Annotated in this window: 23 protein-coding genes, 5 tRNA genes and 2 pseudogenes; 17 read left to right on the top strand and 13 right to left on the bottom strand. The window is 70.3% G+C overall.

All coding sequences use genetic code 11. The features are described 5' to 3' along the window. The 8 genes from CCN72_RS04920 to CCN72_RS04885 form a co-directional block, all read right to left on the bottom strand. On the bottom strand, positions 1–501 hold a 501-nt coding region (locus tag CCN72_RS04920), incomplete at its 3' end, for a GTP-binding protein (RefSeq protein ID WP_086806477.1). Further along, positions 482–1,081: a DUF742 domain-containing protein gene (locus tag CCN72_RS04915; protein WP_037664553.1), complete on the bottom strand. Its 600-nt coding sequence runs from the start codon at positions 1,079–1,081 to the stop codon at positions 482–484. The genes CCN72_RS04920 and CCN72_RS04915, both read right to left, overlap by 20 nt. A 94-nt stretch (positions 1,082–1,175) precedes the next feature. Next, complete coding sequence (locus CCN72_RS04910; RefSeq protein ID WP_030948713.1) at positions 1,176–1,589, bottom strand: roadblock/LC7 domain-containing protein; 414 nt, start codon at positions 1,587–1,589, stop codon at positions 1,176–1,178. 10 nt (positions 1,590–1,599) lie between these two features. Then, positions 1,600–4,836: a nitrate- and nitrite sensing domain-containing protein gene (locus CCN72_RS04905; RefSeq protein ID WP_208637922.1), complete on the bottom strand. Its 3,237-nt coding sequence runs from the start codon at positions 4,834–4,836 to the stop codon at positions 1,600–1,602. A gap of 380 nt (positions 4,837–5,216) precedes the next feature. Further along, positions 5,217–5,792 carry a GTP-binding protein gene (locus CCN72_RS04900; protein ID WP_085566720.1) on the bottom strand — a complete coding sequence of 192 codons (576 nt, stop codon included), beginning with the start codon at positions 5,790–5,792 and terminating at the stop codon, positions 5,217–5,219. Continuing rightward, positions 5,773–6,171, bottom strand: a complete 399-nt coding sequence (locus CCN72_RS04895) for a DUF742 domain-containing protein (protein ID WP_037654659.1) — start codon at positions 6,169–6,171, stop codon at positions 5,773–5,775. The genes CCN72_RS04900 and CCN72_RS04895 overlap by 20 nt, the downstream gene beginning before the upstream one ends. 111 nt (positions 6,172–6,282) lie before the next feature. Next, a complete protein-coding gene (locus CCN72_RS04890; RefSeq protein WP_037654657.1) occupies positions 6,283–6,696 on the bottom strand; it encodes a roadblock/LC7 domain-containing protein in 414 nt (137 codons plus the stop codon). A 9-nt stretch (positions 6,697–6,705) separates the two neighbouring features. Further along, positions 6,706–10,827 (bottom strand): sensor histidine kinase, encoded by a 4,122-nt coding sequence (locus CCN72_RS04885; RefSeq protein ID WP_208637921.1) that lies wholly within the window; start codon positions 10,825–10,827, stop codon positions 6,706–6,708. A gap of 581 nt (positions 10,828–11,408) precedes the next feature. Here CCN72_RS04885 and CCN72_RS04880 point away from each other — a divergent pair. From CCN72_RS04880 to gltX, 3 genes are all read left to right on the top strand, one after another. Next, positions 11,409–11,603, top strand: coding sequence for a hypothetical protein (locus CCN72_RS04880; protein WP_078967311.1), 195 nt, complete (start codon positions 11,409–11,411; stop codon positions 11,601–11,603). 408 nt (positions 11,604–12,011) lie between these two features. Then, a complete protein-coding gene (locus tag CCN72_RS04875; protein ID WP_086806475.1) occupies positions 12,012–12,797 on the top strand; it encodes a fumarylacetoacetate hydrolase family protein in 786 nt (261 codons plus the stop codon). After that, on the top strand, positions 12,790–14,280 hold the full coding sequence (gltX, locus tag CCN72_RS04870; RefSeq protein ID WP_086806474.1) for a glutamate--tRNA ligase: 1,491 nt from the start codon (positions 12,790–12,792) through the stop codon (positions 14,278–14,280). Before CCN72_RS04875 ends, gltX begins: the two co-directional genes overlap by 8 nt. Before the next feature lie 60 nt (positions 14,281–14,340). Here gltX and CCN72_RS04865 read toward each other — a convergent pair whose 3' ends face one another. After that, entirely contained in the window at positions 14,341–14,625 is a 285-nt protein-coding gene (locus tag CCN72_RS04865; protein ID WP_086806473.1) for a type II toxin-antitoxin system RelE family toxin, read from the bottom strand. Between the two features lie 64 nt (positions 14,626–14,689). On the opposite strand from CCN72_RS04865, the pseudogene CCN72_RS04860 reads away from it, so the two are divergent. The 6 genes and pseudogenes from CCN72_RS04860 to CCN72_RS04835 form a co-directional block, all read left to right on the top strand. Continuing rightward, positions 14,690–15,061 (top strand): annotated as a pseudogene (locus CCN72_RS04860) (HAD family hydrolase); the annotation flags it as partial. A gap of 90 nt (positions 15,062–15,151) precedes the next feature. Continuing rightward, positions 15,152–15,223, top strand: a tRNA-Gln gene (locus tag CCN72_RS04855). Between the two features lie 21 nt (positions 15,224–15,244). Next, positions 15,245–15,317: transfer RNA gene (locus tag CCN72_RS04850), tRNA-Glu, on the top strand. Between the two features lie 29 nt (positions 15,318–15,346). After that, positions 15,347–15,419 (top strand) — tRNA-Glu (locus tag CCN72_RS04845). A 20-nt stretch (positions 15,420–15,439) separates the two neighbouring features. After that, positions 15,440–15,511: transfer RNA gene (locus tag CCN72_RS04840), tRNA-Gln, on the top strand. Between the two features lie 29 nt (positions 15,512–15,540). Continuing rightward, positions 15,541–15,613: transfer RNA gene (locus CCN72_RS04835), tRNA-Glu, on the top strand. 54 nt (positions 15,614–15,667) lie between these two features. Here the strand turns inward: CCN72_RS04835 and CCN72_RS04830 are convergent. Then, positions 15,668–16,312, bottom strand: coding sequence for a MerR family transcriptional regulator (locus tag CCN72_RS04830; RefSeq protein WP_086806472.1), 645 nt, complete (start codon positions 16,310–16,312; stop codon positions 15,668–15,670). A gap of 43 nt (positions 16,313–16,355) precedes the next feature. Between CCN72_RS04830 and CCN72_RS04825 the strand changes: the two genes are divergently transcribed. Next, a complete protein-coding gene (locus tag CCN72_RS04825) occupies positions 16,356–16,901 on the top strand; it encodes a DUF4188 domain-containing protein (RefSeq protein ID WP_208637920.1) in 546 nt (181 codons plus the stop codon). A 66-nt stretch (positions 16,902–16,967) separates the two neighbouring features. Here CCN72_RS04825 and ndgR read toward each other — a convergent pair whose 3' ends face one another. After that, positions 16,968–17,684, bottom strand: coding sequence for an IclR family transcriptional regulator NdgR (ndgR, locus tag CCN72_RS04820; RefSeq protein ID WP_037654641.1), 717 nt, complete (start codon positions 17,682–17,684; stop codon positions 16,968–16,970). A 187-nt stretch (positions 17,685–17,871) separates the two neighbouring features. Here ndgR and leuC point away from each other — a divergent pair, with 187 nt between their 5' ends. The 4 genes from leuC (at position 17,872) to CCN72_RS04800 (ending at position 21,183) form a co-directional block, all read left to right on the top strand. Then, complete coding sequence (gene leuC / locus CCN72_RS04815) at positions 17,872–19,296, top strand: 3-isopropylmalate dehydratase large subunit (protein WP_085566724.1); 1,425 nt, start codon at positions 17,872–17,874, stop codon at positions 19,294–19,296. 5 nt (positions 19,297–19,301) lie between these two features. Continuing rightward, on the top strand, positions 19,302–19,895 hold the full coding sequence (gene leuD, locus CCN72_RS04810) for a 3-isopropylmalate dehydratase small subunit (RefSeq protein WP_086806470.1): 594 nt from the start codon (positions 19,302–19,304) through the stop codon (positions 19,893–19,895). 276 nt (positions 19,896–20,171) lie between these two features. Continuing rightward, complete coding sequence (locus tag CCN72_RS04805; RefSeq protein ID WP_086806469.1) at positions 20,172–20,402, top strand: SCO5555 family protein; 231 nt, start codon at positions 20,172–20,174, stop codon at positions 20,400–20,402. Between the two features lie 136 nt (positions 20,403–20,538). Then, entirely contained in the window at positions 20,539–21,183 is a 645-nt protein-coding gene (locus CCN72_RS04800; RefSeq protein ID WP_086806468.1) for an HU family DNA-binding protein, read from the top strand. 322 nt (positions 21,184–21,505) lie between these two features. Here CCN72_RS04800 and cofC read toward each other — a convergent pair. Beyond that, positions 21,506–22,138: pseudogene (cofC, locus tag CCN72_RS04795) on the bottom strand (2-phospho-L-lactate guanylyltransferase); the annotation flags it as partial. A 210-nt stretch (positions 22,139–22,348) separates the two neighbouring features. Between cofC and CCN72_RS04790 the strand changes: the two are divergent. From CCN72_RS04790 to CCN72_RS04780, 3 genes are all read left to right on the top strand, one after another. Next, a complete protein-coding gene (locus CCN72_RS04790; protein ID WP_086806466.1) occupies positions 22,349–23,119 on the top strand; it encodes a lysophospholipid acyltransferase family protein in 771 nt (256 codons plus the stop codon). Continuing rightward, positions 23,116–24,126 (top strand): NAD(P)H-dependent glycerol-3-phosphate dehydrogenase, encoded by a 1,011-nt coding sequence (locus CCN72_RS04785; protein ID WP_085566730.1) that lies wholly within the window; start codon positions 23,116–23,118, stop codon positions 24,124–24,126. The genes CCN72_RS04790 and CCN72_RS04785 overlap by 4 nt, the downstream gene beginning before the upstream one ends. 124 nt (positions 24,127–24,250) lie before the next feature. After that, entirely contained in the window at positions 24,251–25,408 is a 1,158-nt protein-coding gene (locus CCN72_RS04780; protein ID WP_086806465.1) for a D-alanine--D-alanine ligase family protein, read from the top strand. Positions 25,409–25,423: 15 nt separating this feature from the next. Here the strand turns inward: CCN72_RS04780 and CCN72_RS04775 are convergent, their stop codons facing one another. Beyond that, entirely contained in the window at positions 25,424–25,954 is a 531-nt protein-coding gene (locus CCN72_RS04775) for a DUF3515 domain-containing protein (protein WP_086806478.1), read from the bottom strand. Between the last annotated feature and the right edge of the window lie 17 nt (positions 25,955–25,971).

The raw sequence follows: 25,971 nt of genomic DNA, 5'->3' as shown, positions 1-25,971 counted from the left end.
CGGGGTGTCGGGTCCGATCTGGAGTGCCTCGCGCACCTCGTCCGGGTTGTACGGCTGGTTGCCGTCGAAGCCGTTGAGGGCGATGACGAAGGGCAGGCCGCTGTTCTCGAAGTAGTCGACGGCCGGGAAGCAGTCGGCGAGCCTCCGGGTGTCGACGAGGACGACGGCGCCGATCGCGCCGCGGACGAGGTCGTCCCACATGAACCAGAAGCGGTCCTGACCCGGCGTACCGAACAGGTACAGGATGAGGTCCTGGTCCAGGGTGATACGGCCGAAGTCCATGGCCACCGTGGTGGTGGTCTTGTCTCCGGTGTGGGTGAGGTCGTCGATGCCGGCCGAAGCGGACGTCATCACGGCCTCTGTGCGCAGCGGGTTGATCTCCGAGACGGCGCCGACGAACGTGGTCTTGCCCACGCCGAAGCCGCCCGCCACCACGATCTTCGCGGAGGTGGTGGAGCGACTCTGAGAAACCGGCCCTCCGCTAGAGCTTGCGAAGTCCACTGAGCACCCTTTCGAGCAGTGTCACGTCTGGCTGGCCACCGGCGTTCTCGTCGCCGCCGGGCTGATGGATGGCGACCAGGCCCGCCTCCGCCAAGTCGGCGACGAGGATCCTGGCCACGCCGAGGGGGATCGTCAGCAGGGCCGAGACCTCGGCCACCGACTTGATCTCCCGGCAGAGATTGCAGATCCGCTGATGCTCGGGCAGTTGGCCCTGCATCTGGTGCGGAGCAGCGGTGGTGTGCACCAGCGCCTCGATGGCGAGCTGGTAGCGCGGGCGGGTCCGGCCGCCGGTCATGGCGTACGGACGCACCAAGGGGTTGTTCGCCGCCGCGGGCGCCGGCTCGGGGCGGCGCTGCGGCTGGACCGGCTGGATACGCGGCGCCGGCGGCTGGTCGTACGGCGAAGGACCGGGGCCCTGTGGCCGGTCGTACGGCGAGGGGCCGGGGCCCTGCGGGGCGTAGGGCTGCCGGTGGTGCGGTGCGGAGGGGAAGTCGTACGGGTTCGCCGAGCCGTCGCCGTGGCCCTGGGCAGGGCCGTACGACCAATTGCCCGAGGGCGAACCTCCTGGGGGTGTTGCCACTTTCTCCTCCTCCGACTGCGTCGGGCACCCATCCGTGTGGAGCCGCGTCCCGAAACCTTAAGGCCCCGGGACACGAATACGCACCGTCCGATTACTAGTTGAGAAGGCTGCCCTGGAGCTCCGCGCGGAGATCCGGGGTGAGGACCGTGCCCGCGCGGTCCACCAGCAGGGCCATCTCGTACCCGATGAGGCCGATGTCCGCTTCCGGGTGGGCCAGGACCGCGAGGGACGATCCGTCCGAGATGGACATGAGGAAGAGGAATCCCCGTTCCATCTCCACAACCGTCTGGTTGACGCTGCCGCCCTCGAAGATGCGCGAGGCACCGGCGGTCAGCGAGGTCAGACCGGAGGCGACGGCGGCGAGCTGGTCGGCGCGGTCACGGGGGAAGCCTTCGGACATCGCCAGAAGGAGTCCGTCGGCGGAGACCACCACCGTGTGGGACACCCCCGGGGTGTTGTCCACGAAGTTGGTGATCAACCAGTTCAGGTTCTGTGCCGCCTGGCTCATCGGGCTCACACTAACGCTCCTGGTTGTAGGTGCTGTCAGGACCACTGTGTTGGTTCCCAGTGGCCTGGCCGTTCGTTTCGGTGCCTGCGCTGCGCCCGCGCTGGACGCCCCGGCGCAGATTGCTCAGCCTGCCCCGGACGTCCTCCGGGGCGCGGGAGACCTGGGGGCCTCCCTGGGGGGTGGTTTCGGCGCTGCCCTCGACCAGGTTGGCCTTGGGCACCCGCCGCGGCAGCCCGGAGGCGGTGACCCCGCCTGCCTTGGGCTTGCGCAGCTGGGAAGCCTGCTGCCAGCGCTCGTCGTTCGCCGAACGCCAGTCGTCGTCTCCGTCGCCGTCGTCCGCCGAACGCCATTCGCCGTCACCGGTGTTGCCCGGTGCGGCAGCCGGCGTCTCCTGCTGGGGGGCCGCGCCGTCGAAACCGTTCGGGACGGATCCCCGGCGGGGCAGCCCGGCGTCGGTCAGCTCGTGCGCGGCGGGAGCGACCGCCCCGGGACTGTCGAAGCCTACGCGGTTCTGCTCACTCGCGTCGGCCGGCGCGGATTCCGTTTCCGGAGCGTAATGGGCCGGGTAGCCGTTCTGGTAGGCGCCCTGCTGCTGCCAGTCGCCCTGGTAGGCGGGCTCCGCATAGCCGTTCTGCGGGTAGCCGCCGTTCGCCGAGTAGCCCTCCGCGCCCGGCAGTTCACCGTTCTGGGGGTAGTACTGCCCGTCGTACGACCGCTCGTAGGACGCGGACGGCGTCTCCGTGTACGGCTCCTGGTACGCCTGCTCCTGGTACCCGGCCTCCTGGTACGGAGTCTCCTCGTACGGCTGCTGCGGCTGCTCGGGATATCCCGTGCTCTGCTGCTCGAACAGCGGCTCGGCGTAGGTCTCGCCGGTGTCCTGGCGCGGCTCGGCCGGCTGCGGCTGGCCGTGGGTCTGCGCCTCCAGGGCGGCGCGGCGCCCCTCGCGGAGCAGCGAGCGGCCGACCGGGTCCAGGTCGCGGATGTCGTCGGGGACCTCGGTGTACTGACTGTCGTCGAAGCCGAGTTCGGCGGCCGTGCGCAGCGGCTGCGCCACCTCCGGGCGCTCCGCCTGGAACTGCTGCTCCGGGATGATCTGCGAGACCGTGAACTCCTCGCGCTCCAGCGAGGTGTCGCCGCCACCGCCGTGCGTGATCGCGTCCGGCAGCATGACCAGCGAGGTGGTGCCGGCCTGCTCGCCCGAGGGGCGCAGCTGGACCCGGATGCCGTGCCGGTCGGACAGCCGGCCGACCACGAACAGGCCCATGCGCTGGGAGATCGCGGCGTCCACGGTCGGCGGGTTGGCCAGCTTGTGGTTGATGTCCGCGAAGTCCTCGGCGGTCAGGCCGATGCCCTTGTCGTGGATCTCGACCATGACCCGGCCGTCGGGCAGCCGGGTCGCGGTGACCTTGACCTTGGTCTGCGGCGAGGAGAACGTGGTGGCGTTCTCCAGCAGCTCGGCCAGCAGGTGCACGAGGTCGGTGACGGCGCGCCCGTGGATCTCGGCGTCCGGGACGCCGGACAGCTCGATGCGCTCGTACTGCTCCACCTCGGAGGAGGCGGCGCGCAGCACGTCGACCAGCGGGACCGGCTGGTCCCAGCGGCGGCCGGGCTCCTCGCCGGCGAGGACCAGGAGGTTCTCTCCGTTGCGGCGCATACGGGTGGCCAGGTGGTCCAGCTTGAAGAGGTTCTCCAGCTGGTCCGGGTCGGCCTCGTTGTTCTCCAGGTCGGTGATCAGGGTCAACTGGCCCTCGATCAGCGACTGGTTGCGCTGCGACAGGTTGGTGAAGATCGCGTTGATGTTGCCCCGCAGCAGGGCCTGCTCGGAGGCGAGCCGGATCGCCTCGCGGTGCACCTGGTCGAAGGCGCGGGCGACCTCGCCGATCTCGTCCTTGGTGTGGATCGGGATCGGGGCGACCCGGGTGTCGACCCGGCCGGGATCGGTGCGCGAGAGCTGGTCGACCAGCATCGGCAGACGCTGCTCGGCGATGCCGAAGGCCGCGTTGCGCAGCTGGCGCATCGAGCGGCTCATCTGCCGGGCGACCGCACCGGCCAGCAGGAAGGCGAGCAGCAGGGCGATGACCACGATGGTGCCGGTGATGATCGCGGAGGTACGGGCGTCGTCGGCGATGCCGGACGCCTCGTTCACGGCCTTGTCGGCCATGTCCGACTCGATCTTGCGGTACGCCTTGTACTTCAGCGTGTTGACCGCGTACCAGTTCTGGGCGCTGACACCGTTCGCGGCGAGCGCGTCACGGGTGGCCGGGCTGGTGTCCTTCATGGTGGCCAGCGCCGAGACCATGCTGTTCGGGTTGCTCGGCGGCGGCACGTAGTTCGGGTCGTCCTGCTCGGCCTGCGCGGCCTCGGCCTTGGCGTCCGCCAGGACCTTCTTCTGCGCGTCGGCCAGCACCTGCGAGTCCTGCGCGGTGCCACCGCCCTGGTACTCCTCGATCGCGATGCGCTCAAGGTAGGCGTACGAGGCCAGGGAGACCCGCTGGGTGGAGAGGTTCGGCGCGTCCGGACCCGGCTTGACCAGCAGATGCGTGCCGATGGACCGCTCCAGCGACAGCGCCGCCTTGGTCAGCGACATGGCGTAGACGGTACGGCCGTAGGAGGTGATGTTGCCGGTGCCCAGACCGAGCTCGTTGGCGAACTCCATCAGGGGGTGGGCGACCTCGACGTACGCCTCTTCGGTCTGCACGCCGGTGAGCTTGGAGGTGTAGGCGGTCTTGCGCAGGACCTGGATCTCGGGCTCGGCCTTGCGGAACAGCTTCAGCCGGCGCTCAAGTCCTGGCGTGTGGGGCATGCTCTTGGTCGCCTCGGTGAAACCGGCGGCGGCCTGGTCGGTGGCCTTGCGCGCGTTCTCGATCGTCGCCTTGCTCTTGCTGTCCTTCTTGTTCAGCAGGAGCGGCTCGGCGGTGCTGTCGCGCTCGTTCTCCACGGCGTCCGCGTAGACGAGGGCCGCGCGCACCAGCCGGGCGGTGTTCTCGGCGTCCCGGGCCTGCTGCCAGGTGTCGATCGAGCTGTTCACCTGGAAGCCGCCCATGACCAGGCCGACGGCCGCGGGTATGAGCAGGATCGCGTTCAGTCTGGTGGGCACCCGCCAGTTGCGCGGGGAGAAACGGCCACCGCTCGGCGCGGGAGTGTCCGCCGGCTCCGCACCCGACACCGGGGCGGGTGCCGCGGCGCGCGGCGGCGGGGTGAAGTTGCCCCGCGCCGACGGCTCGGGACCGTTCTTGCTTCGCCTCACTCGACCAACAACCTCTCGGCGGTCGGCACCTACGTCGTGCCGCAGTCTCTCAGAGCCCGCTGGGCCGACGACGACGCAGTACGTCAGGGACCATGGGGCAGTTCAGGCATTCCAGCACGTGGACCAGCGCACTTCCAAACAGTGGAAACTCTGTGCCGGTTCGGCTGTAAGTGAGAGATAAAACGGTCATAAAGAGCGAGCCCCGCCAAAAGGCGGGGCAATTGTGCGCGCAGCGGCATCGGGTGACCGCGTCGCGTGGTGGACTCGGGTGATTCCTCTGCCGAACTGTTATGAACGCCGCGGCCACCGTGTCAAATGCCACAGTCGGCCCCGCGCGGCCCCCGTACGGCAACTGCCGTACGGGGTGTCGCACTTGAGTGTTACCGCAGCCGCGCCATCAGCGCGTGCTCGACCAGCGTGATCAGCGCGCTCTTCGCGTCGGCGCGGTGCCGGGCGTCGGTGGTGATGATCGGGGTGTCGGGTCCGATCTGAAGTGCCTCGCGCACCTCGTCAGGCGTGTACGGCTGATGACCGTCGAAGCCGTTGAGGGCGATGACGAAGGGCAGACCGCTGTTCTCGAAGTAGTCGACGGCCGGGAAGCAGTCGGCGAGCCTCCGGGTGTCGACGAGGACCACCGCGCCGATCGCGCCGCGCACCAGGTCGTCCCACATGAACCAGAAGCGGTCCTGACCCGGCGTACCGAACAGGTACAGGATGAGGTCCTGGTCCAGGGTGATACGGCCGAAGTCCATGGCCACCGTGGTGGTGGTCTTGTCCCCGGTGTGCGTGAGGTCGTCGATGCCGGCCGAGGCCGAGGTCATCACGGCCTCCGTGCGCAGCGGGTTGATCTCCGAGACGGCGCCCACGAACGTGGTCTTGCCCACGCCGAAGCCGCCCGCCACCACGATCTTCGCCGAGGTGGTGGCCCGTCCCGCGTCAGAGCTTGCGAAGTCCACTGAGCACCCTTTCGAGCAGCGTCACGTCCGGAGCGCCGCCGTTGTTCTCGTCCCCGCCCGGCTGGTGGATGGCGACCAGGCCGGCCTCGGCCAGGTCGGCGACCAGGATCCGGGCCACTCCCAGTGGCATGTTCAGCAGCGCGGAGACCTCGGCCACCGACTTGACCTCACGGCACAGGTGGCAGATCCGCTGGTGCTCGGGAAGCAGCCCCATGAGCGCGGCGGGGTCGGCCGTGGTGCTGATCAGCGCCTCGATGGCGAGCTGGTAACGCGGCCGGGTCCGGCCGCCGGTCATGGCGTAAGGCCGCACCAGCGGCTGGTCGCCCTCGTCCCCGTACGGTTCCGCGTACGGATCGTGATGGGCGGTGGGCGGGGTCATGGATCCTCCGGGCGGGACAGCAAGTCGGTCAGTCAAGCCGTCTGACGGGGCCGGTGGGGGGTTTGTGGCGGCCGGACGGTGTTTTGGTGAGGTGTGTGGTGCCGGGGCCGGTCAGTGGAGCAGACTGCCCTGTAGTTCGGCGCGCAGGTCCGGGGTGAGGACCGCCCCCGCGCGGTCGACGAGCAGTGCCATCTCGTAGCCCACCAGGCCGATGTCGCACTCCGGGTGGGCCAGTACCGCGAGGGAAGACCCGTCCGAGATCGACATCAGGAAGAGGAACCCCCGCTCCATCTCCACGACCGTCTGGGCCACGGTGCCGCCCTCGAAGATCCGGGAGGCACCGGCCGTCAGCGAGGTCAGACCGGAGGCGACGGCCGCCAGCTGATCGGCGCGGTCCCGCGGGAAGCCCTCGGACATCGCCAGCAGCAGGCCGTCGGCGGAGACCACCACCGTGTGGGACACCCCGGGGGTGTTGTCCACGAAGTTGGTGATCAACCAGTTCAGGTTCTGTGCCGCCTGGCTCATCGGACTCAACTAACGCTCCTGCTGGTGAGTGGGGCTCGGGTAGCTGCCCGTCTGACCGGTACCGGCCTGACGACCCTGGGCGATGCCCCGACGGAGATTGGTCAGCCGGCCGCGTACGTCGTCGGGCGCACGGGAGACCTGCGGACCTGTTTGGTGCTGTTGCTGCTGAGCCGTGCCCGGCACCAGGTTCGCCCTGGGCACCCGGCGCGGCAGACCGGACGTGGTGATACCGCCCGCCGCGGGCTGGCGCACCCGCTCCGCCTGCCGCACGAGTTCGTCGTTCGGTGAGGCCCGCCACGAGCCGGTGGCGGCCGCGTCGCGCTGTGGCGCCTGCGGCTGCTGCTGCTCGGCGGGCGCCCCCTGCTGCTGGCCCTGCTGCTGACCGGCCGCGCCGTGGAACCAGTTGGTCTCCAGCGTGTCGAACAGCGGGGTACGACCGTCACCGGGACCGCTGGCCGGCGGCAGCGCCTCCGGCTCGCGCACCGGGCGCTCCTGGTGGGGCGGCACCTGCTGCGGGGCCGGCGGGCGCGGGGCGCCGAAGTCGTCACGGACCGGCGGCTGCGGGCGCTCGAACTGCCCGGTGTGCGCCGGGTCGGCACGGCCGGGCAGCGCGTGCTGTCCGGTGCCGCTGTTGTCATAGGCACCCGGGGCCGTGTACCGGCCGGCGTCCTGGGCGGGTTCGTCCGGGCGGGCCGGGGTGCCGAAGACGTCCGAGCGCACGTACGAGCCGTTGTCCTGCTGCCCGCCCTGAGCGTCGTACAGCCCCTGCTGCTGTGCCGCGTCCGGCCGCTGGTTCGCGTCGGGCCGCTGGAACTGGCCGCTCTGCTGGGCGGCGTCGGGCCGCTGGAACTGCCCGGTCTGCTGCGGGAGTTCGGCCTGCGGGAACTGGCCCGTGTGCTGACCGGTGTGCCGGCCCGGGTCGACCTGCGGGAACTGCCCGGTGTGCTGGGGGGCGTCCATCTGCGGGAACTGGCCGGTGTGCTGCGGCGCTTCCGGTCGCTGGAACTGTCCGGTGTGCTGGCCGGCGTCCGGCCGCTGGTACTGACCCGTGCTGTCGGGCCGCGCGAACTGACCGGTGTCCTGCGGGGATTCGGGCCGCTGGAACTGTCCGGTGTGCTGACCGGCGTCCGGCCGCTGGTACTGACCCGTGGTGTCCGGCCGGGCGAACTGGCCGGTCTGCTGCGGGAGTTCCGGACGGCCGTACTGGTCCGCGCCCTGGGAGCCGGGCAGCTCGGGGCGGCCGAAGTCGCCGGTGGGGGCGGGGCCGTGCGGATCGATCCGCGGCATCTGCGCGGTCGAGCCCGGACCCTGCCGGTCATCGATCACCGGCATCTGCGCGGTCCCCGAGGGGTCCTGCTCGTCATGCCCGCGCGGGGTGTCGAGGGAGGCCCGGCCGTCGTTCCAGCCCTGGCCGCGCCGGGAGTCGCCGCCGGGCAGCTCGGCCCGCGGGCCACCGCGCGGCGGCAGCTGGGGCTGGCGGCCCTGGTCGCCGCCACCGGTGCCGCGCTGCGAGCCGCGGCCACCGAACAGATCCTGCTGGGGACCGGCCGGGTTGGCGGCCTGGAGGTTCTGCGGGGCGTTCGGCGCCTGAGCACCGAAGCCGGGGGCACCGCCGCGCTGCTGCGGACCGCGCGCGCCGCCCGGAGCACCACCGGGCGCGCCGGGACGGCCGCCCTGGCCCGCGCCGGGCAGCGCGGCCCGGGGACCCTGGCCGGCGCCGACCTGGCCGCGCGAACCGCTGCCGCCGGAACCGAGCAGACCACCGCCGCCCTGGGCGCCCGCGCCACCGCGGCGGGCCGCGGCCGCACCCGCGGCGGCCTGCGCGGCAGCCGGACCGCCGACCGCGCCGGGACCGCCGGGCTTGCCGGGCGCCTTCTTGCCGCCCTGGGCGACATCCACGGGCAGCATGACCAGCGCGGTCGTGCCACCGGAGTCGGAGGGGCGCAGCTGGATGCGGATGCCGTGCCGCTGCGAGAGCCGGCCGACCACGAACAGACCCATGCGGCGGGAGACGGAGACGTCCACGGTGGGCGGCGAGGCCAGCCGCTCGTTGATCGCCGCGAGGTCCTCGGGGGAGAGGCCGATGCCGGTGTCGTGGATCTCGATCAGCACCCGCCCGTCGGGCAGCGCGTGACCGGTGACCTTGACCTTGGTCTGCGGGGAGGAGAACGAGGTGGCGTTCTCGAGCAGCTCGGCGAGCAGGTGCACGAGGTCGTTGACGACCCGTCCCGCGACCTCGGTCGTCGGCACGGAGGCCAGCTCGATGCGCTCGTACTGCTCCACCTCGGAGGCGGCGGCGCGGAGCACGTCGACCAGCGGGACCGGACGGGTCCAGCGGCGGCCCGGCTCCTCACCGGCGAGGACGAGGAGGTTCTCGCCGTTACGGCGCATACGGGTGGCGAGGTGGTCCAGCTTGAACAGCGAGGACAGCTGGTCCGGGTCGGCCTCGCGGGACTCCAGTTCGGAGATGAGCGAGAGCTGGCGCTGGATCAGACCCTGGGAGCGGCGCGAGAGGTTGGTGAACATCGCGTTGACGTTGCCCCGCAGCAGGGCCTGCTCGGCGGCGAGTCGGACCGCCTCGCGGTGCACGTCGTCGAAGGCCGCGGCCACCTGGCCGATCTCGTCCCGGGAGTGCACACCGACCGACTCGACGGAGGTGTCCACGTCCTGCGGGTCGGACTCGGAGAGCTGCTTGACCAGCTCGGGCAGGCGTTCCTGGGCGACCGTGGTGGCGGTCTCCTGGAGCCGGCGCAGCGAGCGGATCATGGAGCGGGCCACGACGAACGCGCCGACCAGCGAGACACCGAGCACCAGCAGGATCAGCACACCGGAGATGATGGCGTCGCGCTGGGTGGCGCTCTTGAGCTCGCGCGCCTTCTGCTCCATGTCCTCGAGCAGCGTGTGCTCGATCTTCTTCATCTGCTCGATCTTGGTCGAGCTGTCGTCCACCCAGTCGCGGTAGGAGCGCGGGGGCAGGTCGGACAGACCGCCGCGCTGCGCGAAGGCGCGCTTGGCGTAGGTGTCCGCGGACTCGATCGTCGGGTTGTTGCCGCCGTCGATCGGCTTGAGCAGCTCCTCCGCGTTCTGGCTCGCGTAGATCTTGCGGAAGATCGCCAGCTCGGAGTTCTCGCTCTCGTACGCCGACTCGCCGTACAGGCGGTCGTTCTCGGAGAGGTCGGCCTTGCTGGAGGTGGTCGAGGGCAGCGCCGCGGCGATGGTCGCGCGCTGCACGGACGCGTACTCCTTGGCGGTGGAGAACGCCGCCAGGGCGCGGGTGCGCGAGATCATCTCGGGGTTGCTGGACGCCTCGGCCATGTCCTGGGACAGGTCGATCAGCTGGGTGATCAGCCGGTGGTACGACTCGATGGTCTGGGTCGAGTTGCCCTTGGACTCATAGGCGGACCGGCGGATCTTCGCCAGGTCGTCCAGCTGGTTGGCGAGGCCGACGAGCGCGTCGCGCACGCCCTGGAGCTGGCCGTCCTTGCTGGCCTCGTCGATCTGCTCGGAGGCGTCGAGGAAGTTGGCGCGGGCCCGGTCGGTCTTCTGCTGGTAGCCCTTGACCGTGTAGTCGCTCGCGCTGAGGCCGTGCGACATGGGACCGGCGGACTGGTCGCGCTCCTCCTGGAGCGCGGCGGCCAGCTCGGTGGCCTGCTTGGTCATGTCCGTCAGCAGCTTCATGTTGTCGAGCTGCTGGATGTCGTTCAGGTTCTCGTTGATGCGCAGGCCGCCCAGCGAGGTCGCCGCGACCACGGGGAGCGCCAGCAGCGAGACCAGACGGGTCGAGATGCGCCAGTTGCGCAGCGCCATGCGCGAGCCGGAACTGACCGGCGCCGACGCGGGCTTCGGGGCCGGGGCGGGCTTGGCGGACGACGGGCCGCCCGCGGGCTTCGCGGAGCCCTTGCCGGAAGCGGGACCGCCCTTGCCGGAGGCGGGGCCGCCCTTGCCGGAAGCGGAGCCCTTGGCGGAGGAGGCGGCAGCGCCGGGGCGTGCGCGATCGGAGCCCTCACCGGGCGGGGTCGGGCCCGGGTTCTGGGCGTGCTGGGGAGAGGCGCTGCCCTTCATGGGGCCAGTCCCGTCGTGCGGCTCCGGCTCCGCCGAAGCGCTGCCATCCCTCTTGAAACGTCCCTGCACTAGCGTCGCAACCTCTGGACCAGGCGTCCCTCCGCGCGAGCGGACGAACACGGTGTCGGCGTCGTGGAAGGCGCCCTGAAAACGCCCCCCGGTGGTCTTGAGTGACCGGCGCTGGTTCCCCCTTGTCTCGCCGCCACTCGGCGCTGCGTTGCGCCCCTGCGCGCCGGGTCGATCCTGCGGCGGTCCGTGGAATTCCAGCACAGTGGCGGATCTCCAACAAGGGCCGCGTGCCGAGCTGTGACAACCGTGACAGGGTGTGCATGTCGGGTCACCAGTCGTGGAAGTCGATCTCATCCATAACGGACGTATCCCTGCGAGTCGCCGCTCGGTGGCACGTGTCCCAGTCGCCATGATCGGCAGCGGAATGAGCGCTTCCAGCCCTCAATGTCCGTTTCGTTAGGGCGGGTTGTAGGCCGGAATTGACCTGTTTGTCCCTGGCTTGGTGAGCAAAATCACATAACCATCAGGGCTGGTTGGCGAGTTGGTCAGGGAATCGGATGTTTAGCCTGACGCTTTACATGAGGGACGTATCTGTCACCCGCACTGTCACCCGCCGACACAGGACTAGGACGCGTACAACCGTGAAGACGACGATGATGTTCCGCAAGATAGCCAACCCGCGACGCACGACCCTGGCGCACCTCGACGACGCCGGCGAGCTGCAGACGCCCGCGCTGCCGGAGCAGTCCGTCGAACTCCCCGCCCAGACGGCCAACCCCCGGCGCACCATCCTGATGGACCTCCCCGAGGCCGCGGCGGCCACCGCCGGCGAGTGATCGCCCGCGCGACCGAGGCACCCCGGGGCGCGGCCCGGAAGATCACCCGACGGCGATGATCTTCCGGGCCGCGCTCGTCTTTTCGGCGGCCCCCGCGGCGGGCCGCACATGTTTTCCCCGGCATTCGCGCCGCCGCCTTTATCGGCTACGGCGGCGGTGGGCGCCGTAGCCATCCCGGTCCCCGGCGCCCGACCGAGGTGGATGGCATCACCGCAGGTCAGAGACGCGAGAGACGTCCGATGTCCCTCCGGCGGCGCCTCCGAAATCACCGGAAACGGGAATTCCCCTTAAGCGCATTACGGCCCCGGAAAATCCCCTCGCCATGCCCTCCCGGCCGAACATCGCGCCGCCCGACCGGTTAACCTTGGGCGTCAGTACGCCGGTTCTCAGTGAGGGGCGCAAGCACCCGTGCGCATCGCCAGGTTCTCCATCGACGGGAACGTAGCCTTCGGCGCGGTCGAGGGCGACAAGCAGGACGAACTCGTCCTCGACATCATCAAGGGCATCCCCTTCGCCGACCATGAGCTGTCCGGCACGAAGGTGCCGGTGAGCAAGGTCAGGCTGCTCCCGCCGGTCCTCCCCAACAAGGTCGTGGCCTTCGGCCGCAACTACGCGGAGCACGCGCGGGAGCTGGGCAACGAGGTGCCCGAGGCACCGTTCGCCTTCTTCAAGCCGTCCACCTCGGTGATCGGTCCCGGGGACGAGATCCGCTACCCCTCGTTCACCGAGGAACTGCACCACGAGGCCGAGCTGGCCGTCGTCATCGGCCGCATGTGCCGCGAGGTGCCCCGGGAGCGCGTCAAGGACGTGATCTTCGGCTACACCTGCGCCAACGACATCACGGCCCGCGACGTCCAGCGCCGCGAGAAGCAGTGGGCCCGGGCCAAGGGCTTCGACAGCTCCTGCCCGCTCGGCCCCTGGGTGGAGACCGACATCGACCTCGCCCGGGCCAATGACCTCACCGTGCAGCTCACCGTCAACGGCGAGCAGCGCCAGCTGGGCCGCACCAGCGAGATGATCCACCCCATCGAGGACCTGATCGTCAACATCACCGAGGCCATGACGCTGCTGCCCGGCGACGTCATCCTCACCGGCACCCCGGCAGGGGTCGGCCCCCTGAACGTCGGCGACGACGTCGCCGTCACCATCGAAGGCATCGGCACTCTCACCAACAAGGTTGTCAAGCGTGGCTAGCGCACCCGCCTCCCCGTCCCCCGTCCGCGTCCGCTTCTGTCCCTCGCCCACCGGTAACCCCCATGTGGGCCTGGTCCGCACCGCCCTGTTCAACTGGGCGTTCGCCCGGCACCACCAGGGCACCCTGGTCTTCCGTATCGAGGACACCGACGCGGCCCGCGACTCCGAGGAGTCCTACAACCAGCTGCTCGACGCGATGCGCTGGCTCGGCTTCGACTGGGACGAGGGCCCCGAGGTCGGCGGCCCGCACGCGCCGTACCGGCAGTCGCAGCGCATGGACATCTACGCCGACGTCGCGCGAAAGCTCCTGGACGGCGGGTACGCCTACCACTGCTACTGCTCCCAGGAGGAGCTGGACTCCCGCCGCGAGGCCGCCCGCGCCGCCGGCAAGCCCTCCGGCTACGACGGCCACTGCCGCGACCTGTCCGCCGAGCAGGTCGAGCAGTACAAGGCCGAGGGCCGGCAGCCGATCGTCCGGTTCCGGATGCCCGACGAGACGATCACCTTCGACGACCTGGTGCGCGGCGAGCTGACCTTCACCCCGGAGAACGTTCCGGACTACGGCATCGTCCGCGCCAACGGCGCCCCGCTGTACACGCTGGTCAACCCCGTCGACGACGCGCTGATGGACATCACGCACGTGCTGCGCGGCGAGGACCTGCTCTCCTCCACCCCGCGCCAGATCGCGCTGTACAAGGCGCTGACGGAGCTGGGCATCGCCAAGCAGACCCCGGCCTTCGGGCATCTGCCGTACGTGATGGGTGAGGGCAACAAGAAGCTCTCCAAGCGCGACCCGCAGTCCTCGCTGAACCTCTACCGCGAGCGCGGCTTCCTGCCCGAGGGCCTGCTCAACTACCTGTCCCTGCTGGGCTGGTCGCTCTCCGCGGACAAGGACATCTTCACGATCGAGGAGATGGTCGCGGCCTTCGAGATCTCCGACGTGAACCCCAACCCGGCGCGCTTCGACCTGAAGAAGTGCGAGGCGATCAACGCCGACCACATCCGCCTGCTGGATGTGAAGGAGTTCACCGAGCGCTGCCGCACCTGGCTGAAGGCCCCGTTCGCGCCCTGGGCGCCGGAGGCGTTCGACGAGGCCAAGTGGGAGGCCATCGCCCCGCACGCCCAGACCCGTCTGAAGGTGCTCTCCGAGATCACCGAGAACGTCGACTTCCTGTTCCTGCCGGAGCCGGTCTTCGACGAGGCGTCCTGGACCAAGGCGATGAAGGAGGGCAGCGACGCCCTGCTGCGCACGGCCCGCGAGAAGCTCCAGACCGCGGACTGGACGTCGGCCGAGTCCCTCAAGGAGGCCGTCCTGGCCGCCGGCGAGGCCCACGGTCTCAAGCTCGGCAAGGCGCAGGCCCCGGTGCGCGTCGCCGTCACCGGCCGCACCGTCGGCCTCCCGCTCTTCGAGTCCCTCGAGGTCCTGGGCAAGGAGACGACCCTGGCCCGCATCGACGCGGCCCTGACGAGGCTCACCGCGTAGGGCTCACCGCACGCCGAAGGGGCGGCACCCGGAACTCCGGGTGCCGCCCCTGTCACATGGTCACTGCGCGTCGGCCTCGTCGACCAGGTAGGCGCTCTCGTCGAAGATCTCCAGCACGACGATGACCATGATCGCGCCGGCCACCATGTACTCCAGCACCACGCCCGGGGCCACGTACGCCTTGCGCAGGTGCTCGTCCGGGCCGAGCTGGGCGGTCGAGGTCTTGCGGAACGGATCGCGGGCCAGTATCCGCAGGGCCTTGTCCAGCTGCGCCTGGCGCGAGCCGGGCAGGGAGTCATAGGCCGAGCGGGCCTCGACGGTGAACTGGATTCGGTACTCGCTCATGGCTCCACGCTACGGCATCCGTATGGCACGGAACGGGGAACGGTTCATGCCGAGGGCAGCGCTGCACGCGGTCCTGTCGAACTCCAGCATCACCGTCCAGGAGCACAAGCTGCGCGCCCTCGGCCTGCTGGACCGCTTCGAGGCCGTGCTGTGCGCCGCCGAACTGGGCGTCTCCAAGCCGCGGCCCGGCGCCTTCCTGGCCGCCTGCGAGGCACTGGGCCTCGCCCCGCACGAGGTGGCGTACGTCGGTGACCATCCGGAGATCGACGGGCGGGGCGCCGCCGAGGCCGGGCTGCTGTCCGTGTGGATCGATCGCGGTACGTCGCCCGCGCGGGACGCCGGTGACGTCGTCGTGCACCGCATCGTCGGCCTGTCCGAACTCCCCGCGCTGCTCCGCTCGGATACTCGTTTTGGAGCCCCGTCCACCTTCGGGTAATGTTCTTCCTGCGCCGAGGGGAACGGGCCGAAAGGCCGGAACCCCGAGGAGCAAACTAGAACAAGAACCCTTCAGGGGGTTGAGTTCCAGTGGCCTATGGTGTAATTGGCAGCACGACTGATTCTGGTTCAGTTAGTCTTGGTTCGAGTCCAGGTAGGCCAGCTCGCAGAGCTTATCTGCAAAGCCCCCGTTGTGTAGCGGCCTAGCACGCTGCCCTCTCAAGGCAGTAGCGCCGGTTCGAATCCGGTCGGGGGTACTGATCCTGATCTTGTCGGGATCGCTAGGGCCCCCGTTGTGTAGCGGCCTAGCACGCCGCCCTCTCAAGGCGGTAGCGCCGGTTCGAATCCGGTCGGGGGTACGACTGGTCTAAACCATCATTGGTCTATGGTGTAATTGGCAGCACGACTGATTCTGGTTCAGTTAGTCTTGGTTCGAGTCCAGGTAGACCAGCTCGGACCTGCGGAAACGCAGCGTCCAAGGCCCCCGTTGTGTAGCGGCCTAGCACGCCGCCCTCTCAAGGCGGTAGCGCCGGTTCGAATCCGGTCGGGGGTACAGAATGAAGGCCCTTCGCTTCGGCGGAGGGCCTTCACCGTTCTCCGGCCCCGCTCACTCGAAGCCGTACCGCCGCGTCGTCTCCTCCTCCTGCGCCAGCCGGTGCAGCGCCCGCAGCACCGGCTCGTTGAGGATCGCCCCGAGGATCGCGAACTCGATCCGCTCCGCCCCCGGCGGCAGCGTCTCCATGTTGTCCAGGTCGAGTACGGCCGTGCGATGCATCAACTCCGCGTACGGCGCGAGCTGTTCGGCCCCCCAGTCGTAACCGAGCCGGCGGAACGCGGCCACCGTCACCACCAGCGAGCGGTACGCGGGGGAGAGGGTCGCGAGGCACTTGGCGTTCTCCCAGCCGAGCCGGTCCACGAGCGCCGCGACCTCCTCGTGCGCGGCCCGTACGTACGCGTCGTCCTCGTCCGGCTCCGGCACCTGCGGCAGCGCCCACAGCGCGGCGCCCAGCCGGATCGAGCTGCCCAGGGACTCGTCGTCCACATGCCCGAGCACCTCACGCACCTTCGCCACCGGCAGCCGCCCGACCTGGATCATCGCCCGCACCAGCCGCAGCCGGCGCAGATGCTCCTCGTCGTACTCCGCCGTGGTCGCGTTCAGCTGCCGGCCCGGCGCCAACAGGCCCTCGCGCAGGTAGTACTTGATCGTCGCGGTGGAGACCCCGCTGCGTCTGCTCAGTTCGGCCAGCCGCATCTCTTGCGCCCCTTCTTGGATAAGAGCACTATCCAAGCACGCGATGAAGGGGGAAGCCATGGTGTCCCGTACGACCGCCGACGCGAAGGGCGATGTCGTCGTCCTGCTGATCGGCATGCGCATCAACCGCTTCTGGGCGGTGCATCTGTGGGTGCCGGTGATGCTCGCGATGCTCCGCATGCTGCGGGAGCTGGCGAAGGACCCGGAGCGCGGGCTGCGGGAGAAGGTGCTGCTCACGGCGTCGCCGCGGACGTACTACGTCGTGCAGTACTGGGAGTCCAAGGAGAAGCTGTACGCCTACGCCACGGCGCCCGACGCCTTCCACCACGAGGTGTGGGCGAAGCTGAACCGCAAGGAGCGGGCGGGCAAGCTGCGGGGCGAGGTCGGGATCTGGCACGAGGCGTACGTGGTGCCGGAGGGGTCGTACGAGGCGATCTACGCGGACATGCCGGCGTTCGGGCTGGCGGGGGCGCACGGCCAGGTGCCGCTCGCCGCGCGCGGGCGGTACGCGAAGGACCGGTTCGCCTATCGGTCGGCGCGGCCCGCGGAGTCCGTGGAGTCCGCGGCGTCCGTGGAGAAGAGCGCCTGACGTCGGCTGCCGCGTCCCTCGTGGGTCCGCCGCGGCGTTGAGGCGGACCCACGAGGAAGAGCGGGCTCAGCCCGTGCGGCGCAGGGCCTCCGAGAGGCGGGTCGCGGCGTCGATGACGGCCTGGGCGTGCATCCGGCCCGGGTGGCGCGTCAGGCGCTCGATCGGGCCCGAGACGGAGACGGCGGCCACCACGCGGTTGGAGGGCCCGCGCACCGGGGCCGAGACGGACGCGACGCCCGGCTCGCGCTCGCCGATGGACTGGGCCCAGCCGCGGCGCCGCACACCCGACAGGGCCGTCGCCGTGAAGCGGGCGCCCTGAAGGCCGCGGTGCAGCCGCTCGGGCTCCTCCCAGGCCATCAGGATCTGTGCCGAGGAGCCGGCCTTCATCGTGAGCGTGGAGCCGACCGGGACGGTGTCCCGCAGACCGGACAGCCGTTCCGCCGCGGCCACGCAGATCCGCATGTCACCCTGGCGGCGATAGAGCTGCGCGCTCTCGCCGGTGACATCGCGGAGGTGGGTGAGCACGGGGCCCGCCGTCGCCAGCAGGCGGTCCTCGCCCGCCGCCGCCGCGAGCTCCGCGAGGCGCGGTCCGAGGATGAACCGGCCCTGCATGTCGCGTGCCACCATGCGGTGGTGTTCCAGGGCCACGGCCAGGCGGTGGGCCGTGGGTCGTGCCAGTCCGGTGGCCCCGACCAGACCCGCGAGGGTGGCCGGACCGGACTCCAGAGCGCTCAGGACGAGGGCCGCCTTGTCCAGAACGCCGACGCCGCTACTGTTGTCCATGCAACGATACTCACGTCTCACTCTGTGAAACGCAAGTTCAATTTTCCGCGGAACGCGCCACTCTGGATGAACACGGCGGCCCGTCCATCGACGGGCCCGGCGGCGGACGCCCGGGAACAGGGGTGCGGGCGCCGCCCTCAAGATCTCTAGTTGGGCCGGCGCGAGCGTGCCGGCCGGAGGGAAAGCGATGGGTAGGACACTCGCGGAAAAGGTCTGGGACGACCACGTCGTCCGGCGCGCCCAGGGCGAGCCCGACCTCCTCTACATCGATCTGCACCTGCTGCACGAGGTGACCAGCCCGCAGGCCTTCGACGGGCTGCGCCAGAACGGCCGCCAGGTGCGCCGCCTCGACCTCACCATCGCGACCGAGGACCACAACACCCCCACCCTCGACATCGACAAGCCCATCGCCGACCCGGTCTCGCGCGCCCAGCTGGAGACGCTGCGCAAGAACTGCGCCGAGTTCGGGGTGCGGCTGCACCCGCTGGGCGACGTCGAACAGGGCGTCGTGCACGTGGTCGGCCCCCAGCTGGGCCTGACCCAGCCCGGCACGACCGTGGTGTGCGGCGACTCCCACACCTCCACGCACGGCGCGTTCGGCGCGCTGGCGTTCGGTATCGGCACCTCCCAGGTCGAGCATGTGCTGGCCACCCAGACGCTGCCGATGGCCCGCCCGAAGACCATGGCCATCACCGTGGACGGCGAACTGCCCGAGGGCGTCAGCGCCAAGGACCTGATCCTGGCGATCATCGCGCGGATCGGCACCGGCGGCGGCCAGGGCTACATCCTGGAGTACCGCGGCTCCGCCATCGAGAAGCTCTCGATGGAGGCCCGGATGACCATCTGCAACATGTCGATCGAGGCCGGCGCCCGCGCGGGCATGATCGCCCCCGACGAGACCACCTTCGCGTACCTCAAGGGCCGCCCGCACGCCCCCGAGGGCGCCGAGTGGGACGCGGCCGTCGCGCACTGGAAGACGCTGCGCACGGACGAGGACGCGGAATTCGACGCCGAGGTCGTCATCGACGCCGCCGCGCTGTCCCCGTTCGTCACCTGGGGCACCAACCCCGGCCAGGGCGCGCCGCTTTCGGCGGACGTCCCCGATCCGGCTTCGTACGAAGACGCATCGGAGCGCCTGGCCGCCGAAAAGGCCCTGGAATACATGGGGTTGGAGGCCGGGGCGCCGCTGCGCTCCATCAAGGTGGACACCGTCTTCGTAGGCTCCTGCACCAACGGCCGGATCGAGGACCTGCGCAATGTCGCCGAGATCCTGAAGGACCGCAAAGTCGCCGACGGCGTACGGATGCTGGTCGTGCCGGGCTCCGCGCGGGTCGGCCTCCAGGCGGCCGCCGAGGGTCTGGACGTGGTCTTCAAGGAGGCCGGCGCCGAGTGGCGGTACGCGGGCTGCTCGATGTGCCTGGGCATGAACCCGGACCAGCTGGCCCCGGGGGAGCGCTCCGCGTCCACCTCCAACCGCAACTTCGAGGGCCGGCAGGGCAAGGGCGGTCGTACCCACCTGGTGTCGCCGCAGGTCGCGGCGGCCACCGCCGTCCTGGGCCATCTGGCCTCCCCGGCCGACCTGACCGACGACCGTACGCCCGCTGGAGTCTGAGAACGATGGAAGCCTTCACCACCCACACCGGCCGGGCCGTCCCGCTGCGCCGCGGCAATGTCGACACCGACCAGATCATCCCCGCCCACTGGCTCAAGAAGGTGACCCGGGACGGGTTCGAGGACGGGCTCTTCGAGGCCTGGCGCAAGGACCCGGAGTTCATCCTCAACCGCCCGGAGCGGCAGGGCGCCACCGTGCTGGTCGCCGGCCCCGACTTCGGCACCGGCTCCTCCCGTGAGCACGCCGTCTGGGCGCTCCAGAACTACGGCTTCAAGACCGTGATCTCCTCCCGCTTCGCGGACATCTTCCGTGGTAACTCGCTGAAGAACGGCCTGCTCACCGTGGTGCTGGAGCAGAAGATCGTGGACGCGCTGTGGGAGCTGACCGAGGCCGACCCGAGCGCCGAGGTCACGGTGGACCTCGAAGCGCGCGAGGTGCGCGCCGAGGGCGTCACCGCCTCCTTCGAGCTGGACGAGAACTCCCGCTGGCGGCTGCTGAACGGCCTGGACGACATCTCCATCACCCTCCGGAACGAGCCCGACATCGCCGCGTACGAGCAGCTGCGGCCCACCCACAAGCCGCAGACCCTCCAGGGCTGACCCGGTAGCCTGTCCCGGATCCCGCGAGGGTCGGGTTTCGGCCACCCAACGAACCCGTCTGTACCCCCGATCGCCCCGATCGGGGGTACAGGCATGTCGGGGCCCGTGCGGACCCTCCTGGCTCCGGGGGTTCTCTCAACTTCCCGTGTTATGAAGGGCGTTGGGAGGGTAGATGAGGCAGAGGATCGCGCCGTCCGCAAGGGCCTGGAAGGCCATTTGTGGCGGGAGTTGCCCCCTGGGCAGGCGACAACTCGCCCCAGATGGCACAATCTGTGCATGGGACACGACGGCCAACTCCAGCTCTATGCGGCGGTCGCGACCCAACTCAAGGAAGCGCACGCAAGAGTGCGCGCACTGCAAGTCCCGGAGGGCGTACGGATGGCGCTGACCCGGAAGCTGCTGGTCATTACGGCCGCGGCCAAGCACGATCTCGCCGGTGCGGCAAGGCGGCTTGAGCGGTTCACCGCGGACCTCGACGAGGGACGGATCCCCGACGAGGACCGCTGAACAGCCCGAGAACGCCGAGTCCGTTGCGGCACAAGGGTGATAAGCCCGTTTCGTGTTTGATTTGCGGTATATATCTGCCTAACGTGCGAAAAAGCTTGAACACATTCGTTCTGGCGATGTCTCCGAAGGGGAAGACGTGAACAAGGCGCAGCTCGTAGAAACGATTGCCGAGAAGGTTGGCGGCCGCCAGCAGGCGGCGGAAGCCGTCGATCATGTTCTGGACGCCATCGTCCGCGCGGTCGTCGCGGGCGAGCGGGTCTCGGTCACCGGTTTCGGGTCCTTCGAGAAGGTGGACCGCCCCGCCCGGTACGCCCGTAACCCTCAGACGGGCGAGCGGGTTCGGGTCAAGAAGACCTCCGTGCCGCGCTTCCGCGCCGGTCAGGGCTTCAAGGACCTGGTGAGCGGCTCGAAGAAGCTCCCGCGCGGTGGCGAGGTCTCGGTGAAGAAGGCGCCCAAGGGCAGCCTGACCGGGGGCGCCGCGGCGACGGTCAAGAAGGCCGCCGCGAAGAAGACCGCCAAGGCGGCCGCGAAGAAGACCACCGCCAAGAAGACGACGGCGAAGAAGACCACGGCGGCCGCTGCGAAGAAGACCACCGCGAAGAAGGCGACCGCCAAGAAGACCACGGCGACGGCCAAGACCGCGGCGGCGAAGAAGGCCACGGCCAAGAAGGCCACCGCGAAGAAGGCCCCGGCGAAGAAGGTCACCGCGAAGAAGGCGCCGGCCAGGAAGTCGACGGCCCGCAAGACCACCGCGAAGAAGGCCACCGCGCGCAAGGCGTAGGGCATCGATCAGGGCACTCACGCGCCGGGCCGGACTCCCACCGGAGTCCGGCCCGCGGCGTGCGTAAGGGGAGTTACAGGGTCTGGAGCGTGACGAGGGTGATCCGCAAGGAGCCCTCGGCCCCCTCGGTCTCGATCCGCACGCGCTGCCCGGGCCGCAACAGCCGCAGACCGCCGCGGTCGAACGCGGCGGCGTCGAAGGGCACGGGGGTGCCGTCGTCGAGCAGCACCTGCCCGCTCCGGGTCTCGCTGTCGTACGTGTACGCGGTGGCCTGCATGGGATTCAGGGTAGTGCCCGTGGCCGCCCGGTCGCCTGGTCGGGCACCGGGTACCGGCACATCCGCGCACGCCGCGCTCGTATACGGTCCGACCCCCAGCGCCAGCGCCGCCCGCAGGTCGTCCCCCGTGTCGACGTCCTGCCGTACCGAATCCACGCCCCCCAGCAGCAGTTCCACCGCGCCGGACACCCGATGCCGTACCCGTGACCCCGCCCCGAAGCCCGGCCGCAATTCACGGTCCGCACCGGCCGCCAGCAATGTCGTACCGATCCCCGCCGCGTCCGCGAGAAAAGCTCTGGGGAATTCCTCGGCGGCGCACAGCACCTGTTCCAGCTCGGCCGCCCGCAACGCCGGCAGATCGGCGTTCAGCGCGGCCACGGCGGCCCCCGGGCGCATCAGCCGTATCGCCTCCGCCCCGTGCGCCAGCGCCGCGTTCAGGCCCCGCGCCGGGGTGTCCGGGACGATCCGCGCGCCCAGCGCGGACAGCTCGCGCCCGGCGCGTGGATCGTCCGTGACGACCACCACATCCCTGACCCCGGGGCAGGCGAGGCCCGCGGCCACCGTGTCCTGGGCGAACGCGAGGACCAGCCCCGGGCGCACCCCGTCCGCCACGGTGTCCGCGAGCCTGCTCTTGGCCCGGGACAGGGGCTTCAAGGGGATGACCAACGTCCACTGCACCGGCGTACCGCCCCTCTCTCGTCGCGATCATTGTCACCCGCAGCCGCCGGCCCAGGGCGTATCGGGAGGCGCGCGAAGCTCCTTGGAAGGGCGGGGGCGGGTGACGGGCGGGCGTACGGTGTTCTCGACAGACCGGCGCTCCGGGGCGACACTTGTGCGGCCCCCGCCGGGGTCAGTCCCCCGTGGATCCCCCTAGAGGAAGGTGTCCTTGTGCCCCGCCGCAGAATCGGCTTCTGGTACCGCTTCGCCGCGGTGATCTGCAAACCGCCGCTGGTGGTTCTGATCAAGCGGGACTGGCGTGGAATGGAGCACATTCCGGCCGAGGGCGGATTTATCACCGTGGTGAACCACAATTCCCACGTGGACCCCTTCGCATACGCGCACTATCAGTACAACACCGGGCGGGTTCCGCGATTCCTCGCGAAGAGCGGCCTTTTCAAGAAGGGAATCGTGGGCGCCGCGATGCGCGGCACCGGACAGATTCCCGTCTACCGCGAGTCCACGGACGCGCTGAGCGCCTTCCGTGCCGCGATCGACGCCGTGGAGCGCGGTGAGTGCGTCGCCTTCTACCCCGAGGGCACCCTGACCCGCGACCCCGACGGCTGGCCGATGACCGGCAAGACCGGTGCCGCCCGTGTGGCCCTCCAGACCAAGTGCCCGGTGATCCCGGTCGCCCAGTGGGGCGCCAACGAACTGCTCCCGGCATATGCGAAGAAGCCGAACCTCTTCCCGCGCAAGACCCACCATGTGCTGGCGGGCCCGCCCGTGGACCTGTCGCGCTTCTACGACAAGGAGCTGACCCCGGACGTCCAGAAGGAGGCGACCGAGGTCATCATGGCGGCGATCACCCGCCTCCTGGAGGAGATCCGCGGCGAGAAGGCGCCCGAGACGCCGTACGACCCGCGCCGCGAGCGGATCGAGCAGCGGCGCCGCACGCAGGCGCAGGACAAGGCCAGGCAGGAAGAGGAGCAGAGCAAGTGAGCACGCCTGTGCGGGTGGCCGTCATGGGCACCGGTTCCTGGGGCACCGCCTTCGGCATGGTGCTCGCCGACGCCGGCTGTGACGTGACCCTGTGGGCCCGCCGGCCCGAGCTGGCCGAGACGGTCAACTCCACCCGGATCAACCCCGACTACCTGGCCGGTGTGGAGCTCCCGGAGAACCTGCGCGCCACCGCGGACGCCGCCGAGGCGCTGCGCGACGCGGAGTTCACCGTCCTCGCCATCCCCTCCCAGACCCTCCGCCAGAACCTCGCCGAGTGGCTTCCGCTGCTCGCCCCGGACACCGTGCTCGTCTCCCTGATGAAGGGCGTCGAACTCGGCTCCGCGATGCGGATGAGCGAGGTCATCGAGGACGTCGCCAAGGTCGGCCCGGAGCGCGTCGCCGTCGTCACCGGGCCCAACCTGGCCCGCGAGGTCGCCGCCCGGATGCCCGCCGCAGCCGTGGTGGCCTGCGCCGACGAGGCCGTGGCCCGGCGGCTCCAGGCGGCCTGCCACACGCCGTACTTCCGGCCGTACACCGAGACCGATGTGGTCGGCTGCGAGCTGGGCGGCGCGGTGAAGAACGTCATCGGGCTGGCCGTCGGCATCGCGGACGGCATGGGGCTCGGCGACAACGCCAAGGGTTCGCTGATCACCCGGGGTCTCGCGGAGACCGCGCGGCTCGGTGTCGTGCTCGGCGCCGACCCGCTGACCTTCTCCGGACTCGCCGGTCTCGGCGACCTGGTGGCCACCTGCTCCTCGCCGCTGTCGCGCAACCACACCTTCGGCACCAACCTCGGCAAGGGCATGACCCTGGAGGAGACCATCGCGGTCACCAAGCAGACCGCGGAGGGCGTCAAGTCCTGTGAGTCCGTGCTGGATCTGGCCCGCAGGCACGGCGTCGACATGCCGATCGCGGAGACGGTCGTCGGCATCGTGCACGAGGGCAAGCCGCCGGTCGTCGCGCTCAAGGAGCTGATGTCGCGCAGCGCGAAGCCCGAGCGACGCTGAGCGAAACCGCGGGGACGCTGCGCGAAAACGCATGGACACTGTGCGAAATCCGCCCGTTTTTGTACGTTCCAGGGCGGAGCCGACGCTGTATCCGGGCTCTACCAACGGGTACTCTCAACGCGATATGAGCACCGAGAACCTTCCCCAGAGCCCTGAGCAGCCGTCGCGCAAGCCCCGCGTGGCCGTCGTGTTCGGTGGCCGCAGCTCCGAACACGGGATCTCCGTGGTCACCGCGGGCGCCGTCCTCAAGGCCATCGACCGGACGAAGTACGACGTCCTGCCGATCGGCATCACCCGGGACGGCCGCTGGGCGCTGACGGCCGACGAGCCGGAGCGGATGGCCATCACCGACCGCGCCCTGCCCGCCGTCGAGGACCTGGCGGAGTCGCACGAGGGCGATGTGGTGCTCCCCGTCGCCCCCGCCAACCGCGAGGTCGTCTACAGCGAGCCCGGCTCCGTGCCCAAGGCGCTCGGCGAGGTCGACGTCGTCTTCCCGGTGCTGCACGGCCCCTACGGCGAGGACGGCACCCTCCAGGGCCTGCTGGAGCTGTCCGGAGTGCCGTACGTGGGCGCGGGCGTGCTCGCCTCGGCCGTCGGCCAGGACAAGGAGTACATGAAGCGGGTCTTCACCTCCTTCGGGCTCAAGGTCGGCCCCTACGTGGTGATCCGGCCCCGCGAGTGGCAGCAGGACCAGGCCGCCGCCCGCAAGAAGATCGTGGACTTCGCCGGTGAGCACGGCTGGCCGCTGTTCGTGAAGCCCGCGCGGGCCGGCTCCTCCATCGGCATCACCAAGGTCGACGACCTCTCCGGCCTGGACGAGGCGATCGCCGAGGCGCAGTCGCACGACCCGAAGATCCTGATCGAGGCGGCGATCACCGGCCGCGAGATCGAGTGCGGTGTCCTGGAGTTCGAGGACGGCCCCAGGGCCTCGCTCCCGGCCGAGATCCCGCCGCCGGACGCGCACGCGTACTACGATTTCGAGGCCAAGTACATCGACTCCACGCCCGGTATCGTCCCGGCGCCGCTCACCGAGGAGGAGACCGCGGAGATCCGGCGGCTCGCGGTGGACGCGTTCGAGGCGGCGTCCTGCGAGGGGCTGGTGCGCGCGGACTTCTTCCTCACCGAGGACGGCGAGTTCGTGATCAACGAGATCAACACGCTGCCCGGGTTCACCCCGATCTCGATGTACCCGCAGATGTGGCAGGCGACCGGGGTCGGCTACCCCGAGCTGATCGACCTGCTGGTGCAGGCCGCGCTGCGCCGGTCCACCGGACTGCGCTGAGCGATCCGCGGGCGGTCAGCCGCGCATGGAGGCCATCCCCTCGGGGATGGCCTTCTTCACGGCCGCGGCCAGATCCTCCAGCACCTGGGTGCTGTCGTCCGGGCCCGACAGCTTCTTCGGCAGGGTCACCTGGACATACGCCTTGCGGCCCGCCGTCGTGAAGCGCCAGGTGCCGTCGCCCTGCTTCTCCATCAGCCAGTCCACGCCGTTGACCCCGCCCGCGATCGCGTCGGGGTCCTGGCCCTGGGCCACCTTGGGGTCGATCATCTTCGGCGGCCGGACGATCCCGCAGCGCAGTATGATCGCCGGGTTTCCCCAGCCCGCCGTGTAGACGGACCGGGGCTCGGGGTCGGCGCGCCGCTGCCCGTCCACCTTGTCGGGCAGCACCGTGTGCAGACTCCGGCACAGCGGGGCGGTCTTCGCGTCGGGACGGGGAACCGCGACCGTGGCGCTGTCGTCCGCGGCGCAGCCCGCGACCGCGAGCAGCACGACCGGCGCGGACAGGGCGGCGAGCAGGGCGGGGGGCCGGTGACGGAAGAAGTTCACCGGCCAAGCGTAGACGG

Origin of the sequence: Streptomyces murinus, from assembly GCF_002154555.1 — a bacterium.
Classification (GTDB): Bacteria; Actinomycetota; Actinomycetes; order Streptomycetales; family Streptomycetaceae; genus Streptomyces; species Streptomyces murinus.
Note: the sequence above shows the minus strand (reverse complement) of the source record. Positions and strands in the feature narration are given on the sequence as shown.

Coding starts and splice junctions, on each gene's coding strand:
- CCN72_RS04890 (WP_037654657.1), bottom strand. CDS start 6,696: ATGAGCCAGGCGGCACAGAACCTGAACTGGTTGATCACCAACTTCGTG.
- CCN72_RS04910 (WP_030948713.1), bottom strand. CDS start 1,589: ATGAGCCAGGCGGCACAGAACCTGAACTGGTTGATCACCAACTTCGTG.
- leuD (WP_086806470.1), top strand. CDS start 19,302: ATGGAAGCCTTCACCACCCACACCGGCCGGGCCGTCCCGCTGCGCCGC.
- CCN72_RS04830 (WP_086806472.1), bottom strand. CDS start 16,312: ATGCGGCTGGCCGAACTGAGCAGACGCAGCGGGGTCTCCACCGCGACG.
- CCN72_RS04895 (WP_037654659.1), bottom strand. CDS start 6,171: ATGACCCCGCCCACCGCCCATCACGATCCGTACGCGGAACCGTACGGG.
- CCN72_RS04780 (WP_086806465.1), top strand. CDS start 24,251: ATGAGCACCGAGAACCTTCCCCAGAGCCCTGAGCAGCCGTCGCGCAAG.
- leuC (WP_085566724.1), top strand. CDS start 17,872: ATGGGTAGGACACTCGCGGAAAAGGTCTGGGACGACCACGTCGTCCGG.
- ndgR (WP_037654641.1), bottom strand. CDS start 17,684: ATGGACAACAGTAGCGGCGTCGGCGTTCTGGACAAGGCGGCCCTCGTC.
- CCN72_RS04825 (WP_208637920.1), top strand. CDS start 16,356: ATGAAGGGGGAAGCCATGGTGTCCCGTACGACCGCCGACGCGAAGGGC.
- CCN72_RS04865 (WP_086806473.1), bottom strand. CDS start 14,625: ATGAGCGAGTACCGAATCCAGTTCACCGTCGAGGCCCGCTCGGCCTAT.
- CCN72_RS04805 (WP_086806469.1), top strand. CDS start 20,172: ATGGGACACGACGGCCAACTCCAGCTCTATGCGGCGGTCGCGACCCAA.